Raw genomic sequence first — 15,803 nt, forward strand, 5'->3', positions numbered from 1 at the left:
AACTCCAGATCAGGGTAACAGCGATGCCGGTGCGGTAACCGGGGTACGCTGGTCAGGCACATAAAAGGCGATTTCGGTGCCGGGCTCAAGGCGGCGGATGTGCAGCCCTTCTCCATACAGCAGTTTCACCCGGTGGTGAACGTTGAGCAGGCCAATTTTGTTACCGGGCATTTCGTTAGCGTTTACCCGCTCAATCACTTTCGGGTCAATGCCATGACCGGTGTCACGCACGCTGATGCGCACCCGATGACCACACTCAGCGACGCTTATCGTCACGACCCCTTTGCCCTTGCACGGCTGTATGCCGTGTACGATGGCGTTTTCTACCAGCGGCTGGATTAGCAGGCTTGGGATCACGCAGCTTATCTCATCATCAATGTCGTAAATCACCGTCAGTTTATCGCCAAATCGCGCCTGTTCGATGGCGATATAATCCTTAATCTGGTACAGCTCTTTCTTGATATCAATCTGCTCATCGTCATTAAGCTCGATGTTATAGCGCAGATAGCGCGACAGATTGAAAATCAGCTGCCGGGCGGTGTCCGGATTCAGGCGAATCGAAGAAGAGATAGCGTTCAGGGCGTTAAACAGGAAATGAGGATTTATCTTGCTCTGTAGTGCGCGAAGCTCTGCCTTATTTGCCATTTCACGCAGCTGCTCGGCGCGGGATACTTCAAGCTGGGTAGAGATAATTTGCGACAGCCCGACCGCCATCTCCTGCAGGGAAGAGGTTATCTGATGGGCGTGACAGTAGTAGATTTTAAGCGTCCCGGTCACGACGCCTTTCTCCCACAGCGGGATCACCAGCATCGAGTGGATCTCCGGCGTGCGGTGGGCTTCATCATTGTTTTTAATGATGATTTTTCCGTAGTTTATCGACTGTCGGGTGGTCGGGCTGACAAAGTCGTCGCGGTTACGGTAGTTGTCTTCCCCGACGCCGACGTAGGCCAGTACGTGTTCGGTATTGGTGATGGCGACGGCGTCGGCGTGTATATCCCGGCGGATAATATCGCAAACCTTGCGCAGTGATTCGCTGTCGACATGGCGAAACAGCGGCAGGGTTTTGTTAGCAATATCCAGCGCCAGCTTGGCCTGACGGGCAGCACTCGCCTCTTTCTCGCCCTCGACGCTTCGCACCAGCAGCACGATAAAACCGATACAGACGCTGCCGAAGATCATCGGAATACCGATTTTAGAGACAATATCGAGGCCCAGCGCATAGGTGGGCGCCCAGAGCACCACCAGAATCATGGTCAGCGTTTCGCACAACATCCCGGCGAGAATGCCCACCCGCCAGTGCTGTGCTTTCGGAATGCGAAGGTGGATCCAGCCGGAAAGAATACCGGCGATAATGCTGGTGATAAGACAGGGCACGGCGGTTACGCCACCGATATCTATCAGATAGCGGTGCACCCCGGCAATCAGGCCGGTAATTATCCCCACCCACGGGCCGAAGAGGATCCCACCTGACATAACGGCAATCACGCGCACGTTAACCAGTGAGCCTTCTACCGGCACGCCGGACCAGGTGCTGAACAGCGCGAACATGGAGAAAATGGCGGTCACCGCCAGCAGCTCTTTGGGGGTGTGCGCCGATTTGTGCAGCAGTTCGCGGAACAGGCGGATGCGGATCAGGAAAAACAGACAGATCAGCATCAGTGCCGCACGATCGAAAACTGCCAGCAGCATGGTAAAAATTTCGTGCATGAGAAAGCCGTAGAAGTCGTATGAAAGTATTATGATAAGGAACCCGCCGCCGGATGACCAGCAATCACCTCTTTGGTATAAACCGGAAAAACCACGCTTTTAAAAGGGGATTATGCAAAGCCTTACTGTTATAACGCCAATCCCATCTCTCAGATGAATCCTGCTGGTAATGCAATTGATGCTTATGTGTTAAATAGAGTTTTTAATTAGGGTAATACGGGGAATCGTTTTTCCGCATTCACTTCCTGCTGTTCCTCTTTTCATGCCGTATAACTTTTTTTTGTTTTCCCTCTCGACAGCGTGAGGTGTTTTGCGCTAATTCTGGAGTATGCCGCATGCGCGGCAGCGTCGCTCGGACGGTCCGGGCGCTAACGTTACTCTGAGGAATCTATGGCTGACTTCAGTCCTGAACGCCGTTTTACGCGTATCGATCGTCTTCCCCCTTATGTTTTCAATATTACGGCTGAGCTGAAAATGGCTGCGCGTCGGCGCGGCGAAGATATTATCGATTTCAGCATGGGCAACCCGGACGGCGCCACGCCGCCGCACATCGTGGAGAAGCTCTGCACTGTCGCCCAGCGCCCGGATACTCACGGCTATTCCACCTCACGCGGTATTCCGCGTCTGCGTCGGGCAATTTCGCGCTGGTATCAGGATCGCTACGACGTCGAGATAGACCCGGAGACGGAAGCCATCGTCACCATCGGTTCGAAAGAGGGGCTGGCGCACTTAATGCTCGCGACCCTCGATCACGGTGATACGGTGCTGGTGCCAAACCCGAGTTATCCGATCCACATCTACGGTGCGGTGATAGCCGGGGCGCAGGTGCGCTCGGTGCCGCTGGTGGAGGGGGTCGATTTCTTTAATGAACTGGAACGCGCCATTCGCGAGAGCTATCCGAAGCCAAAAATGATGATCCTCGGCTTCCCGTCAAACCCGACGGCGCAGTGCGTCGAACTCGAGTTCTTTGAAAAAGTGGTCGCGCTGGCGAAACGCTACGACGTGCTGGTGGTGCATGACCTGGCGTATGCCGATATCGTCTACGACGGCTGGAAAGCCCCTTCCATTATGCAGGTGCCCGGCGCCCGTGACGTTGCGGTCGAATTCTTTACCCTGTCTAAAAGCTACAACATGGCCGGCTGGCGCATCGGCTTTATGGTGGGTAACCCGGTGCTGGTTAACGCCCTGGCGCGTATTAAAAGCTACCACGACTACGGCACGTTCACGCCACTGCAGGTGGCGGCTATTGCCGCACTGGAAGGTGACCAGCAGTGCGTTCGCGATATTGCCGAGCAGTACAAACGCCGCCGCGACGTGCTGGTAAAAGGGCTGCATGAAGCCGGATGGATGGTAGAAATGCCGAAAGCGTCGATGTACGTGTGGGCAAAAATTCCGGAGCCCTACGCGGCAATGGGGTCGCTTGAGTTTGCGAAAAAGCTGCTACAGGATGCCAAAGTCTGCGTTTCACCGGGGATTGGTTTCGGTGATTATGGCGACACCCATGTGCGTTTTGCGCTGATTGAGAACCGCGATCGTATTCGCCAGGCCGTCAGGGGGATTAAAGCAATGTTCCGTGCCGATGGCCTGCTACCCGCCCCGGCGAAAACGCCAGCCGAAAGCGGTGAGTAAAAACACAAACAGGAGCCAAATGGCTCCTGTTTTTTTTCTGGCTTGTTACCCGCTCTAGATCATCAGGGCAAAAGTACCGGCCCACACGATGACCATAAAAGAGATGCCCATAAAGAAGTATTTCACGACTCATCACTCCGCGTAGGGATGGCTACGCCTAAGGTACTGATTGTAGAGAGCTGACCCCCGCCTGAAACCGAATAAAAAATCAGCCGGATTTCGCGTTGGCATCACCTCAGAATTCTGTGCGTTATCGCTCCAGACGGGCGTAATGTACGCCTAAAAATGTGGGGCTGCAAGCGGGATTTTCTTATTTACTTTTAGTAACTTACGAGTGTCGGGATTAGGCGACAGTTTAATTTCATCTGGTAATATATTTCAATCGAGCGACGTTTCGCAGCGCGAAAAAACCGGGTCTTTACCTTATTGATTTTGTGGGTAATTCAGAGGCCTGGATCAGGCCTCTTCTGTCCATTGCTTCGGAAAACGTGCGGGTGCAAAACGCAGGGTTAATAGCATCAGTCCAATGACGCATAACGCGTGAAACGTCCAGTCCACAACATAGTTTCCGCTAACGCCGCGCAAAACACCGGAGAGCCAGGGTGAGAGCCCGGCGAGAATAAAACCTATCCCCTGCATAAACGCGACCAGCCTGCCAGCAATAGCGGGTTGTGGAGAGTGGTCGAGCGCCAGCACCAGACACAGCGGAAAAGCGCCGCCCAGGCCAAATCCACACACCATTGCCCACAGCACCGGAGCCTGTAACGGGAGCCAGATAAAACCGCAAAAACCTGCCAGCTGTAATGCCAGCGCCAGCATCAGTAGTTTGCGTCTGTCCTGATGGCGGGCCATGGCTGGCATCAGCAAGGCACCGGCGGTTTGTCCAAGCGTCATCAGGGCGAGCAGAGAACCGCTGTACTGCGCGCTGGATCCACTCTCCATATAGTAGGCGGGCAGCCAGGCAATGAGGCTGGCATATCCGCCGTTAATCAGGCCGAAGTAAAGGCCAAGCGTCCAGGCGCGGGGGGTCAGTGGGATACGAAGCGAGGTGGTGGTGGTGTTGTGTCCCGAGGGGGGCAGACGGCGGCTCTGTAACCACCAGCCGAAGAGGGCGATAATCGCAGGCAGTGCCCACCAGGCAAGTGAACGGTGCCAGACCTCGCTGTGCCGGGCAAGCCAGGGCGTCAATGCGGCACCGAGGCCGCCGCCGCCCATCAGCGCTGCCGACCACAGTCCCATCACCACCGGTGTACGGTGGTGAAACAGCCGCTTAATGACCGAAGGCATGACGGCCTGAATAATGCCGATCCCGATCCCGCCGAGCAGTGCGCTGCCAAGCAGCAGCGCGCTTTGGGGGAAGAGCTCACGCATCAATGCACCAGCGGCAATCAGCAACAGGCTAAAGGCCACGCTGCGCCGCTCGCTGACGTGCCGATGGATCCAGCTTCCGGCGAGCGCCAGCCCGCCCATGGCGACCACCGGCAGGGCGGTCAGCAGGGCAGCCACGGTAAAGCTCATCCCACTCGCCTGACGAAGCTGCGGTAGCAGGGGCCCGACGGAGGTCAGCAGCGGTCGCATGTTGAGGCCAATCAGCACCAGGACCAGCAGCATCAGGCCCGTTTTTTGACGGTAGCTCATCGCCATCAGAACGGTTTAGTTGGCAGGTATTTGCCGTCGAGAGTGATGACGGCGCGCTCGCCACCTTCCGGATCGGCGACTTTCTTCACATCGAGCCTGAAGTTGATGGCGCTGATGATGCCGTCGCCGAACTTCTCATGAACCAGCGCTTTCAGAGTCGTGCCATACACCTGCAGCATTTCGTAGAAACGGTACATCGTTGGATCCGTCGGGACACGGTCTTCAATGCAGCCGCGCAGTGGAATGCTCTGCAGCAGCAGAATGGCCTCTTCATCGAGATCCAGCTTCGCGCCAACCAGGCGGGCGGCTTCAGCAGGCAGCGCCTGCTGGCCAAGCAGGGCAGCGGTAACGAAGGCTTCTGCAAGGCCGGTGCCGTCGGCAATCTGGGCAAATGAGAGATCTTTTTTCGCTTTGCTGAGCAGAATGGCATCGGCAAGGTTCAGACGAATATTGCGGTTAATTTGGGACTGAATCATGGTGAATCTCCTGATGGATGAAAATGTAAGGTTAAGCCGCGGTTTGCTGGCGCAGGGGCACCGCACACACGCCGGGATGGGAAGCAAGCGGCACAAACTGACGTGTCGCGCCGTCAAAGGCAGCAATGCTGCCGCTTTCTATGTCGTAAACCCAGCCGTGCAGCGCGATACGTCCTTCTTCCAGCGCCAGCCGCACCGACGGATGAGTTTGCAGATTGGCCAGCTGGGCAACCACGTTTTCGCGCACCATTGCTGCGGTTTTGGAAGGTAAATCGGTATGTGGACGCGCCTCATTCACTACGCGGGCAGAATCAGCATAGCGTAGCCAGTGGGAAACGGCGGGCATATGGTCCAGGCACTGGCAGCTGGCAATCGCGGTCATTGCACCACAGTTAGAATGGCCACATATCACAATGTCTGACACACGAAGCGCTGCGACGGCGTATTCCACTGAGGCAGAAACCCCGCCGGGCTCTGGCCCATAAGAGGGGACGATATTACCGGCGTTGCGGATCACAAACAGATCTCCGGGTTCGCGCTGCGTGACCAGCTCTGGCACCAGCCGGCTGTCGGAGCAGGAGATAAACAGGGTGCGCGGGCTCTGCTGCGTCGCCAGCTGTTTAAACAACGCTTCGCGCTCAGGAAATGCTTCGCGCTGGAATTTAAGGAAACCGTCAATAATCTCTTTCACCGCTAATCCTCTGGTTGGCTTTGCAATGAGGAGCAGACTACTCGTCCGTTGCTATAAGGTAAAAGACTCATTTATGATGAGTTCTATTGCATTTACTTATAGGTTCGCCAATGCTGTTTCGACATATCAACTACTTTCTTGCCGTGGCAGAACATGGCAGCTTTACGCGTGCGGCGAGCGCACTACACGTCTCCCAACCCGCGCTTTCGCAGCAGATCCGCCAGCTGGAGGAGAGCCTGGGGGTGCCGCTGTTTGACCGCAGTGGAAGGACAATTCGCCTGACGGATGCCGGTGAAGTCTGGCGTCAGTACGCTACTCGGGCGTTGCAGGAGCTGGGAGCCGGGAAACGTGCTATTCACGATGTTGCCGATCTAACGCGCGGCTCGCTGCGTGTCGCAGTAACGCCAACCTTTACCAGCTACTTTATCGGGCCATTAATGGCAGACTTTTATGCGTCTTATCCCGGCATTACGCTTCAGCTGCAGGAGATGTCGCAGGAGAGAATGGAGGAGCTGCTTTGCCGTGATGAGCTGGACGTCGGCATTGCCTTTGAGAGCCAGCATGCGCCAGAGCTGGAAGCCATTCCGTTGCTAACGGAAAGCCTGGCGCTGGTGGTCGCACAGCATCATCCGCTGGCCGGCCAAGAACAGGTGGAGCGGAGCCGGCTGAATGAAGAAAAACTGGTTCTCCTCAGCGCCGAATTTGCGACCAGGGAACAGATTGATCACTATTGCGAGCAGGCCGGGCTGCATCCTCAGGTGGTAATGGAGGCAAACTCTATCAGCGCTGTGCTGGAGCTGATTCGGCGTACATCACTTTCCACGCTGCTGCCTGCCGCGATTGCCACACAACAACAGGAGCTCAGCGCCATTCGCCTCTCTCCGCCGCTGCTGGAGAGAACGGCCGTATTGTTGCGTCGCAAGAATAGCTGGCAGACCACGGCCGGGAAAGAATTTGTCAGGATGGCTTTGGGAGGCTGACAGAATCAGGACCAGCGGTCGCCAGGCTGCGCGTCTTTATACCATGCCATCAGCTCATGGGTGCCCGCCTGACCTTCGGCCGGTGCCCACGGGGCGGAGTCCTGCTCCGGCACCGGCTGATACCCGCCGTGCTTCACTTCAAAAATTACCCCGCCGTTATCCAGCGACAGCACCGCGTGCCAGGTGCCCGCGTCCATCTCCAGCGCCGCGCAGTCTTCACCTAACACGGTGCGCTGCGTGACGACGCCTTGCTCATCGAAGTTCAGCACCACGAAGCGGCCGCTCAACGGCAGCAGCAGCTCGAAGGTGTGCGGATGACGATGTGGACGAATATAGGTGCCGGGCTCCATGGCAATTGCCAGACGCTGCACCGGGTCGCTCAGCTCCGGGTGAAGGTTACGATGGGCGCGCAGGCGCGGGGCGTTCGCCGCCGCTTCGCTCTGCTGCTTGAGGTCACTGAATGTGATTTGTTTCATAGGGGTTAACCGCCTGACCTTTCATAGGAAATATTGAACGTTCTACCACATCAAATCATCTGGCACTACGAAATCGGCATACGGATCGTCTTCATCCGGAGTGTCTTTGTCTGGCTCGTTGCCAAAGACGATGTAGCTGGCATCGCGCTGGGCAATTTTACTGGCCACGACCGCCGGGATGATGGCGTATTCACTCTCCGCACCGCTTGTGGTCGACAGGCGCGCAATCGCGAGGCGGCCTTTGGTGAGCTGCGTTTGCGTGGTTTTGTCAACGTACAGCTTTTTGATGACGCTACCGTCGGTAAAATTGAAACCGATGTCAGGTTTGGTAAGAGTAATGCGGTTCATCTCAATCAGCTGCTTAATCTGCGCCTGATACTCTTTCGACAGCGTAGCCTGCTTTTGCTGCTCGCTGAGCTGTTTATCACGTTCAAGCTGCGCTTTTTTGTTGGCTTCTACGGCCTCTCTCGCCTCACGGGCCATCACTCGTGATTTTTTCGACGAACGTTGCACTTTGTCCAGCTTCTTACTGCTGACCAGGCCCGCTTTAAGCATTTGCTCTTGGAGTGTGAGTTTTGTCATTTTCGTTTCAAACGCCTGTTAAATCGTATACGAGATTATACCGCAATTAGTGCTGAGAGGGGCTTTACCGAAGGCTGGCACGGGTGCCAATGGTGTCCCCTGCAGGAATCGAACCTGCAACTAGCCCTTAGGAGGGGCTCGTTATATCCATTTAACTAAGGGGACGAAGCCGAAAGATTATAACGTTTTTAAGGACTCAGGTTAAGTCAGAAGCGGTTGAGTGCTCAAAGTCTGGTCAGTTAGCACATTTTTTGCACCTGAAGCCAAAATCTTAATTTGCCGCGATGGCAAGAATAGCCATACGAATATGTCAAAATATGTATAGAATCATTGAAGAAACTATGATGACAGTGACAGATTAGCGTTCCGTCAGGGACGGCATTTGCACTAATCTGTCGAATCAGGGAGACCGTTATGAATTTTCGCCTGTCGGCGCTTGCGCTGAGTGCGGCTTTACTGGTGGGTTGCGCCAGTTCGGGAGATCAACAGCAGGGGCGTTCAGACCCGCTTGAGGGTTTTAACCGCACCATGTACAACTTCAACTTTAACGTTGTGGATCCGTATGTTCTGCGTCCCGTCGCGGTTGTGTGGCGTGATTATATGCCGCAGCCAGCGCGTAATGGCCTGAGCAACTTCACCAGTAACCTGGAAGAGCCTGCCATCATGGTCAACATGTTCCTGCAGGGGGATCCGTATCAGGGGATGGTGCACTTTACCCGTTTCTTCCTGAACACCATTCTCGGGATGGGTGGTTTGATTGATGTTGCTGGCATGTCTAACCAGAAACTGCAGCGCGTTGAACCGCACCGCTTCGGTAGTACGTTAGGGCATTATGGCGTAGGTTATGGCCCGTACGTGCAGTTGCCGTTCTACGGTAGCTTCACGCTGCGTGATGAAGGCGGTGACTTTGTCGATGACCTCTACCCGGCGCTGTCGTGGTTGACCTGGCCTATGTCTATCGGTAAATGGGCGATTGAAGGGATTGAAACCCGTGCTCAGCTGCTCGATTCCGACGGTCTGCTGCGCCAGTCTTCCGATCCGTACATCATGGTGCGTGAAGCCTACTTCCAGCGTCACGACTTTATCGCCAGCGGCGGTAAGCTGAAACCGGCGGAAAACCCGAACGCGCAGGCGATTCAGGATGAACTGAAAGACATCGATTCGCAGTAAAACGGTGTAGAAAGCAGAAAAGAAAAAGGTGAGCGCGAAGCTCACCTTTTTTTATACCGATCTTCTGATTAGAAGCGGTAGTTGAAGTTGGTACCGAACAGCCAGGCTTTACCTTCAGAACGGAAGGTGTACGGGCCTTCGTTAATGGTCACGTTCTGGCCGTGCATGTAGGAAGCACCAACGTCAACAGAAGCATCTTTGTTGAACGCGTAGGTTGCGCCTGCGCTCAGCCAGAAACGGTCCTGATCCGGAATGGAGATAGAACGGTTTTCAGCCGGAACCGGGCTGTCATCGAACGCGATACCGGTACGGAAGGTCCAGGTATCATCGTAGTAGTAGGTGGTCCCCAGCGCGATACGGTAGGAATCTCTGAAGCCTTCATCTTTATAGAACAGCGTCTGGCCGTTAGAGCCAGTGGCTTTCAGCTCCTGGAACTGGCTCCAGCTGGTATACGCGATGCTGTAGTGAACCGCCCACTGCGGTGCCACACGGTTATAACCAGACACTTCCCACATTTCCGGCAGATTCAGGGTCAGAGAACCTGGGATGGTGGAGCCAGAGGTTCCCCATGGGAACGCAGTGCCCGCACCCGGTGCGCGGTTGAAGGCGCTGTTGATGTTGCTCTTATAATCGCCGTCGAAGTCGATTTTAACTTCTGAACGATAGGTCAACGCGTAGCGGTTGTTCTTATCCAGTTCATACAGGATACCGGCGTTCCAGCCGTAACCCCATTCGTCGCCTTTAAGCTTAGCAATCTGGGTGCCTGGTGCTGCCAGGTGTGCACCTGCAGTTTGCTCACCGGCATAACGTTCGATCTTCGCGTCGGCATACACGGCGTTGAAGCCCAGACCGAAGCTCCAGTTCTCGTTCAGACGGTACGCACCGCTCAGGTTGAGGTTAACGGTTTGCAGGTCGGTTTTACCGCCGTACTCACCAGCAATGTAGTTATTGCTGAACTCGGTCGCCAGACCGTAGTTAGAGGTGACGGAAGCACCAATACCGAACTGTTCGTTAATCGGCATGACGAAGTGAACGTTAGGAACCCATGCCGTCGGCGCAATGTTGTCTGCGTCGGTGCTACGGCCGGTGTAAGGAGATTTACCGGAGATGTTAACGTCCGGGTCGATGTATACCGCACCTGCCGAGAAGGTAGGGCGATCGTACATCATGATAAGCGCCGGGTTGCGGCTGGCGTTACCTGCATCATCTGCGATAGCGCCTTCACCTGAATAGGCACGGCCGAGACCAGATGTTGAGAACTCGTTTAGCTGGAAACCTGCAGACCAGGCTTGTGTTGAGACAAGTGCCACTGCGACTGCGAGTGCAGATTGGGTAAACCGGGTTTTCTGGCTCATGACCATAACCTCATTGAGTTATTTTTATACAAAATTTGTTACATGCCGTAACAGAAGCGCGAAGTGTAGGGTCTGTATCACTTCAGAGAAATCAGACCAGTGCGCTGAGTATAGGTCTGACCAGCTGAAATGTTGCAAGTATGTTTATAGATTTTTTCAAATGTGATCTCAGAAACGCGATCTGGTTGGCAAAAATGGGACCAGGTCGACTCACAAGAAAGGGTGATTTTTGTTTTAGATCATTTTTAATTGTGATTTCTGTCACTTGAGGCTTTTCGCAACATTAACTGCTGGAGAGCACCAAATCTGGGGGGTAAAATAAGTACATTGTTTATCTGGCACCCCTGGTGCAATCACAGAGGAAATCTACGATGAGTAAATGCAGTGCTGATGAGACTCCTGTTTGCTGCTGTATGGATGTTGGTACCATTATGGACAACACCGATTGCACCGCGTCTTACAGCCGTGTCTTCGCGAACCGTGCAGAAGCAGAAGAAACGCTGGCCCAACTGACCGCAAATGCGCGCGGCGTTGAGTCTGAGCCGTGTGTTATCACCCCAACTTTCACCGAAGTTGACGGTGGCGTTAAGCTGGATATCGACTTTGTGTTCAGCTGCGAAGCCGAAACCTTAATCTTCCAGCTCGGTTTGCGTTAATATCCCCAAAACGCCCCTTTCAAAGGGGCGTTTTCTTTTTCTCTTCAATGTGTTTTAGCTCCCACTTTTCTTGCTCCCTGATTGGCTAAATGTAAAAAATTAGTTAAGACTGTTGTCAGGTCAGACCACTTGCTGGTTTTCGGTTAACAGGGGAGTTTTATGAGTCAGGCATTACCACTTCTAACCCGTCAGGGCGATCGCATTGCCATCGTCAGCGGATTACGTACGCCGTTTGCCCGTCAGGCGACGGTATTCCACGGTGTTCCGGCGGTGGATCTCGGCAAAATGGTGGTGGGTGAAATGATGGCTCGCAGCGAGATCCCCCCGGAGGTGATTGAACAACTGGTCTTCGGCCAGGTGGTTCAGATGCCGGAAGCCCCCAACATCGCCCGCGAAATTGTACTGGGTACCGGAATGAATGTGCATACCGATGCCTACAGCGTCAGCCGCGCCTGCGCCACCAGTTTCCAGGCGGTGGCGAACGTCGCTGAAAGCCTGATGGCCGGCACTATCCGCGCCGGAATCGCCGGTGGGGCAGACTCCTCATCGGTGCTACCGATTGGCGTGAGTAAAAAGCTGGCGCGCACGCTGGTTGATGCCAACAAAGCCCGTACCCTCGGGCAGAAGCTGAAACTTTTCTCGCGCCTTCGTCCGCGCGATCTGCTGCCGGTTCCGCCCGCGGTTGCGGAGTACTCCACCGGACTGCGTATGGGTGACACCGCAGAGCAGATGGCGAAAACCTACGGCATAACCCGTGAACAACAGGATGCGCTGGCGCATCGCTCACATCATCTGGCGGCACAGGCCTGGGATGAGGGCAAACTGGCGGATGAAGTGATGACCGCCTACGCGCCGCCGTTCCGGGAACCGGTCGTTAAAGACAACAACGTTCGCGGCGCCTCCACGCTTGCCGATTACGCGAAATTGCGCCCGGCGTTTGACCGTAAACACGGTACCGTCACCGCCGCTAACAGCACCCCGTTAACCGACGGTGCGGCAGCGGTTATCCTGATGACGGAGTCGAGGGCAAAAGAGCTGGGCCTGAAGCCGCTCGGCTATCTGCGCAGCTATGCTTTTACCGCCATCGATGTCTGGCAGGATATGCTGCTGGGGCCCGCGTGGTCGACGCCCCTGGCGCTGGATCGCGCCGGGCTCACCCTTAACGATCTGACCCTTATCGATATGCATGAGGCTTTCGCCGCCCAGACACTGGCAAACGTGCGGCTGATTGGTAGCGAACGCTTTGCCCGTGAAGTGCTGGGGCGTTCGCACGCGACCGGCGAGATCGACGACAGCAAATTTAACGTCCTCGGTGGCTCAATTGCCTACGGGCACCCGTTTGCCGCCACCGGCGCGCGAATGATTACCCAGACGCTGCACGAGCTGCGTCGACGCGGCGGAGGGTTTGGCCTGGTAACGGCATGCGCAGCCGGCGGGCTGGGCGCGGCAATGGTTCTGGAGGCTGAATAATGGAAACGATGTCTGCATTCTCTTTGAACGTCCGTCCGGACAACGTCGCTGTCATCACCCTCGATGTACCCGGCGAGAAAATGAATACCCTGAAAGCAGAGTTCGGTACCGAGGTGCGCGCGCTGCTGCGTCAGATCCGCGAGAACCATGATATTCGTGGGGTCGTGCTTATCTCGGCAAAAGAAGACAACTTCGTTGCCGGTGCAGATATCAACATGATTGGCCGTTGCAAAACGGCGCTGGAGGCCGAAGCGCTGGCGAAGCAGGGCCAGCAGGTGATGGCGGAAATCCATGCGATGCCGGTTCCGGTGGTGGCGGCAATTCATGGCGCCTGTCTGGGCGGTGGTCTGGAGCTGGCGCTGGCCTGTCACGCCCGCCTCTGCACCGATGACGCAAAAACCGTACTTGGTTTGCCGGAAGTGCAGCTGGGTTTGTTGCCGGGCTCAGGCGGCACTCAGCGTTTGCCACGGTTGATTGGCGTCAGCACTGCGCTTGAGATGATCCTGACCGGTAAACAGCTTCGGGCGCGTCAGGCGCTGAAAGTAGGGCTGGTGGATGAGGTGGTTCCGGCTTCTATTCTGCTGGAAGCGGCGGTTGAACGGGTTAAAAACGGTGTACCGGAGCATCGCCGCCTGCCGGTGCGTGAACGGGTACTGGCCGGTCCGCTCGGTCGCACCGTGCTGTTTAATCTGGTTGGCAAGAAAACCGAACAGAAAACGCTGGGTAACTACCCGGCGACCACGCGGATTTTGCAGGTGATTGAAACCGGGCTCGCGCACGGTATCAGCAGCGGCTATGAGGCGGAAGCCCGGGCGTTTGGTGAACTTGCCATGACGCCACAATCGCAGTCGTTGCGCCACATCTTCTTTGCCAGCACTGACCTGAAAAAAGATCCGGGTGCCAGCGCAGAGTCCGGGCCGCTGCGTGCCGTAGGTATACTGGGCGGTGGTTTGATGGGCGGCGGCATCGCTTTCGTCACCGCCTGTAAAGGAAAATTGCCTGTTCGCATTAAGGATATTAATGCTGATGGAATCAACCACGCGCTGAAGTACAGTTGGGATCTGCTTGATAAGAAGGTGCGTCGCCGCCATATCAGAGCCAGTGAGCGTGACAGTCAGCTGGCGCTGATTTCCGGAACGACCGACTACAGCGGCTTTTCGCATCGTGATGTCGTTATCGAAGCGGTGTTTGAAGATCTGGCACTCAAGCAAAAAATGGTAACAGAAGTTGAGCAGCACTGTGCACCCCATACGGTGTTTGCCTCGAACACATCTTCACTGCCTATTGGCGATATCGCAGCCCTTGCCGCGCGGCCAGAGCAGGTTATCGGCCTGCACTTTTTCAGCCCGGTTGAGAAAATGCCGCTGGTGGAGGTGATCCCTCATGCGGGAACGTCTGAACGCACTATCGCCACGACGGTTAAGCTTGCGAAAAAGCAGGGCAAGACGCCCATCGTGGTCGCCGACAAAGCCGGCTTTTACGTTAACCGAATTCTGGCACCCTATATTAACGAGGCAATCCGACTGCTGACGGAAGGCCAACGAATTGAAAATATTGATAAAGCGCTGGTGAAGTTTGGTTTCCCGGTCGGGCCAATCCAACTTTTGGATGAGGTCGGAATCGATACAGGCACTAAAATTATCCCTGTGCTTGAGGAGGCTTACGGAGAGCGTTTTCGCCCGCCTGCAAATGTCATTGACGCAATTCTGAATGACGATCGCAAAGGCAGAAAAAATAATCGTGGTTTCTATCTTTACGGTGAAAAAGGGCGTAAAAGCAAAAAACAGCCCGATCCTGCTATCTATGCTTTAGTGGGTTCGACAGGCCAGAAAAATGAGTTCAACGAACAGCTTATGGCAGAACGCTGCGTGATGTTGATGCTCAATGAAGCGGCCCGTTGCTATGACGAGCAGGTGGTACGCAGCGCGCGTGATGGAGACATCGGTGCGGTGTTTGGCATTGGTTTTCCGCCGTTCCTCGGAGGGCCGTTCCATTACATGGATACCCTCGGCGCACGGGAAGTGGTCGCCATTCTGCAGCGTCTTGCGGTGCAGCATGGCCCACGGTTTACACCCTGTGAGAGTTTATTACAGCGTGCAGAACAGGGGCTGACCTTTTGGCCAGCAAAGGAAACTGATGCGATAAGTTAGGGTCTAAAAAGAAGTCATCTGCCGAGAGTGATTCAGGTGGTCGGTTAAATTGTAAACAGAGATTGACTATACTTACGCCATTGATGTAAAACACAGCGTTTCATTCAATGGATGGATAAGGCACAATGCCCGGCCACCGGGTAACTGGCGCACTAGTTTGATCGCGCCAGGTTTAACGTCGGTGCTTCTGGTTAACAAAAGCGGTGCAATATGCAAGTTTTCATTATGCGTCACGGCGACGCTGCCCTCGAAGCAGCCAGTGACTCGGTTCGTCCCCTGACCGTCTGCGGATGCGATGAGTCCCGTCAGATGGCCACCTGGCTACAAGGCCAAAAAGTGGACATTGAGCGTGTTCTGGTAAGCCCGTTCCTGCGAGCTGAACAGACCCTGGACGTGGTGGGAGAGTGCATGAATCTCCCGAAAGAGGTAGATGTTTTGCCTGAATTGACGCCTTGCGGCGACGTGGGCCTGGTCAGTGCCTATCTGCAGGCGCTGGCAAACGAAGGTGTGGCAACCGCGCTGGTGATCTCTCACCTGCCGCTGGTGGGCTATCTGGTGTCTGAACTGTGTCCGGGTGAAACGCCGCCAATGTTCACGACCTCTGCCATCGCCAATGTCACGCTTGAGAGCGACGGGCGTGGCGTATTTAACTGGCAGATGAGCCCTTGTAATCTGAGAATGGCGAAAGCCATCTGAATACCCGTCATACTTCAAGTTGCATGTGCGTTGGCTTTCCTCGCTCACCCCGGTCACTTACTACTGTAAGCTCCCGGGGATTCACTGCGTTGCCGCCTTCCTGCAACTCGAATTATTTAGGTTATTA

Annotated in this window: 15 protein-coding genes and 1 tRNA gene; 7 read left to right on the forward strand and 9 right to left on the reverse strand. The window is 55.2% G+C overall.

The window, feature by feature from the left end:
• Window positions 1-9: 9 nt before the first annotated feature.
• Window positions 10-1,707, reverse strand: coding sequence for a sensor histidine kinase (locus GYRE_RS14465; protein WP_006821034.1), 1,698 nt, complete (start codon window positions 1,705-1,707; stop codon window positions 10-12).
• Between the two features lie 390 nt (window positions 1,708-2,097).
• Between GYRE_RS14465 and alaC the strand changes: the two genes are divergently transcribed.
• Window positions 2,098-3,336: an alanine transaminase gene (gene alaC, locus GYRE_RS14470; RefSeq protein WP_006821033.1), complete on the forward strand. Its 1,239-nt coding sequence runs from the start codon at window positions 2,098-2,100 to the stop codon at window positions 3,334-3,336.
• Window positions 3,337-3,390: 54 nt separating this feature from the next.
• Here alaC and ypdK read toward each other — a convergent pair whose 3' ends face one another.
• The 4 genes from ypdK to cynT form a co-directional block, all read right to left on the reverse strand.
• Complete coding sequence (gene ypdK, locus GYRE_RS24555; RefSeq protein WP_010723117.1) at window positions 3,391-3,462, reverse strand: membrane protein YpdK; 72 nt, start codon at window positions 3,460-3,462, stop codon at window positions 3,391-3,393.
• A 330-nt stretch (window positions 3,463-3,792) separates the two neighbouring features.
• Complete coding sequence (locus GYRE_RS14475; RefSeq protein WP_038256383.1) at window positions 3,793-4,974, reverse strand: cyanate transporter; 1,182 nt, start codon at window positions 4,972-4,974, stop codon at window positions 3,793-3,795.
• Window positions 4,975-4,979: 5 nt separating this feature from the next.
• Complete coding sequence (gene cynS, locus GYRE_RS14480) at window positions 4,980-5,450, reverse strand: cyanase (RefSeq protein WP_038256201.1); 471 nt, start codon at window positions 5,448-5,450, stop codon at window positions 4,980-4,982.
• 31 nt (window positions 5,451-5,481) lie between these two features.
• On the reverse strand, window positions 5,482-6,141 hold the full coding sequence (gene cynT / locus GYRE_RS14485; RefSeq protein WP_038256202.1) for a carbonic anhydrase CynT: 660 nt from the start codon (window positions 6,139-6,141) through the stop codon (window positions 5,482-5,484).
• A 110-nt stretch (window positions 6,142-6,251) separates the two neighbouring features.
• Here cynT and cynR point away from each other — a divergent pair, with 110 nt between their 5' ends.
• On the forward strand, window positions 6,252-7,121 hold the full coding sequence (cynR, locus tag GYRE_RS14490; protein ID WP_038256204.1) for a transcriptional regulator CynR: 870 nt from the start codon (window positions 6,252-6,254) through the stop codon (window positions 7,119-7,121).
• Window positions 7,122-7,126: 5 nt separating this feature from the next.
• Here the strand turns inward: cynR and GYRE_RS14495 are convergent, their stop codons facing one another.
• The 3 genes from GYRE_RS14495 to GYRE_RS14505 form a co-directional block, all read right to left on the reverse strand.
• Window positions 7,127-7,597, reverse strand: coding sequence for a WbuC family cupin fold metalloprotein (locus tag GYRE_RS14495; RefSeq protein WP_038256206.1), 471 nt, complete (start codon window positions 7,595-7,597; stop codon window positions 7,127-7,129).
• 42 nt (window positions 7,598-7,639) lie between these two features.
• A complete protein-coding gene (locus GYRE_RS14500; protein WP_006821025.1) occupies window positions 7,640-8,179 on the reverse strand; it encodes a DUF2058 domain-containing protein in 540 nt (179 codons plus the stop codon).
• Window positions 8,180-8,269: 90 nt separating this feature from the next.
• A tRNA-Arg gene (locus tag GYRE_RS14505) sits at window positions 8,270-8,344 on the reverse strand.
• A 249-nt stretch (window positions 8,345-8,593) separates the two neighbouring features.
• On the opposite strand from GYRE_RS14505, the gene mlaA reads away from it, so the two are divergent.
• Entirely contained in the window at window positions 8,594-9,349 is a 756-nt protein-coding gene (mlaA, locus tag GYRE_RS14510; protein ID WP_006821024.1) for a phospholipid-binding lipoprotein MlaA, read from the forward strand.
• Between the two features lie 68 nt (window positions 9,350-9,417).
• Here the strand turns inward: mlaA and fadL are convergent, their stop codons facing one another.
• Window positions 9,418-10,704, reverse strand: a complete 1,287-nt coding sequence (gene fadL / locus GYRE_RS14515; RefSeq protein WP_038256209.1) for a long-chain fatty acid transporter FadL — start codon at window positions 10,702-10,704, stop codon at window positions 9,418-9,420.
• A gap of 371 nt (window positions 10,705-11,075) precedes the next feature.
• Between fadL and GYRE_RS14520 the strand changes: the two genes are divergently transcribed.
• The 4 genes from GYRE_RS14520 (at window position 11,076) to sixA (ending at window position 15,676) form a co-directional block, all read left to right on the forward strand.
• Entirely contained in the window at window positions 11,076-11,360 is a 285-nt protein-coding gene (locus tag GYRE_RS14520; protein ID WP_038256210.1) for a YfcZ/YiiS family protein, read from the forward strand.
• Between the two features lie 159 nt (window positions 11,361-11,519).
• Complete coding sequence (gene fadI, locus GYRE_RS14525; protein WP_038256212.1) at window positions 11,520-12,830, forward strand: acetyl-CoA C-acyltransferase FadI; 1,311 nt, start codon at window positions 11,520-11,522, stop codon at window positions 12,828-12,830.
• Complete coding sequence (fadJ, locus tag GYRE_RS14530; RefSeq protein ID WP_038256214.1) at window positions 12,830-14,980, forward strand: fatty acid oxidation complex subunit alpha FadJ; 2,151 nt, start codon at window positions 12,830-12,832, stop codon at window positions 14,978-14,980. Before fadI ends, fadJ begins: the two co-directional genes overlap by 1 nt.
• A gap of 210 nt (window positions 14,981-15,190) precedes the next feature.
• Window positions 15,191-15,676 (forward strand): phosphohistidine phosphatase SixA, encoded by a 486-nt coding sequence (sixA, locus tag GYRE_RS14535; protein WP_006821017.1) that lies wholly within the window; start codon window positions 15,191-15,193, stop codon window positions 15,674-15,676.
• Window positions 15,677-15,803 lie beyond the last annotated feature (127 nt).

Origin of the sequence: Yokenella regensburgei ATCC 49455, assembly GCF_000735455.1 — a bacterium.
Lineage (GTDB): Bacteria > Pseudomonadota > Gammaproteobacteria > Enterobacterales > Enterobacteriaceae > Yokenella > Yokenella regensburgei.

Excerpts from the sequence above, each read along its gene's own strand:
- GYRE_RS14465 (WP_006821034.1), bottom strand. The coding sequence starts at position 1,707 with ATGCACGAAATTTTTACCATGCTGCTGGCAGTTTTCGATCGTGCGGCA.
- alaC (WP_006821033.1), top strand. The coding sequence starts at position 2,098 with ATGGCTGACTTCAGTCCTGAACGCCGTTTTACGCGTATCGATCGTCTT.
- GYRE_RS14475 (WP_038256383.1), bottom strand. The coding sequence starts at position 4,974 with ATGAGCTACCGTCAAAAAACGGGCCTGATGCTGCTGGTCCTGGTGCTG.
- cynS (WP_038256201.1), bottom strand. The coding sequence starts at position 5,450 with ATGATTCAGTCCCAAATTAACCGCAATATTCGTCTGAACCTTGCCGAT.
- cynR (WP_038256204.1), top strand. The coding sequence starts at position 6,252 with ATGCTGTTTCGACATATCAACTACTTTCTTGCCGTGGCAGAACATGGC.
- GYRE_RS14495 (WP_038256206.1), bottom strand. The coding sequence starts at position 7,597 with ATGAAACAAATCACATTCAGTGACCTCAAGCAGCAGAGCGAAGCGGCG.
- GYRE_RS14500 (WP_006821025.1), bottom strand. The coding sequence starts at position 8,179 with ATGACAAAACTCACACTCCAAGAGCAAATGCTTAAAGCGGGCCTGGTC.
- mlaA (WP_006821024.1), top strand. The coding sequence starts at position 8,594 with ATGAATTTTCGCCTGTCGGCGCTTGCGCTGAGTGCGGCTTTACTGGTG.
- fadL (WP_038256209.1), bottom strand. The coding sequence starts at position 10,704 with ATGAGCCAGAAAACCCGGTTTACCCAATCTGCACTCGCAGTCGCAGTG.
- GYRE_RS14520 (WP_038256210.1), top strand. The coding sequence starts at position 11,076 with ATGAGTAAATGCAGTGCTGATGAGACTCCTGTTTGCTGCTGTATGGAT.
- fadI (WP_038256212.1), top strand. The coding sequence starts at position 11,520 with ATGAGTCAGGCATTACCACTTCTAACCCGTCAGGGCGATCGCATTGCC.
- fadJ (WP_038256214.1), top strand. The coding sequence starts at position 12,830 with ATGGAAACGATGTCTGCATTCTCTTTGAACGTCCGTCCGGACAACGTC.
- sixA (WP_006821017.1), top strand. The coding sequence starts at position 15,191 with ATGCAAGTTTTCATTATGCGTCACGGCGACGCTGCCCTCGAAGCAGCC.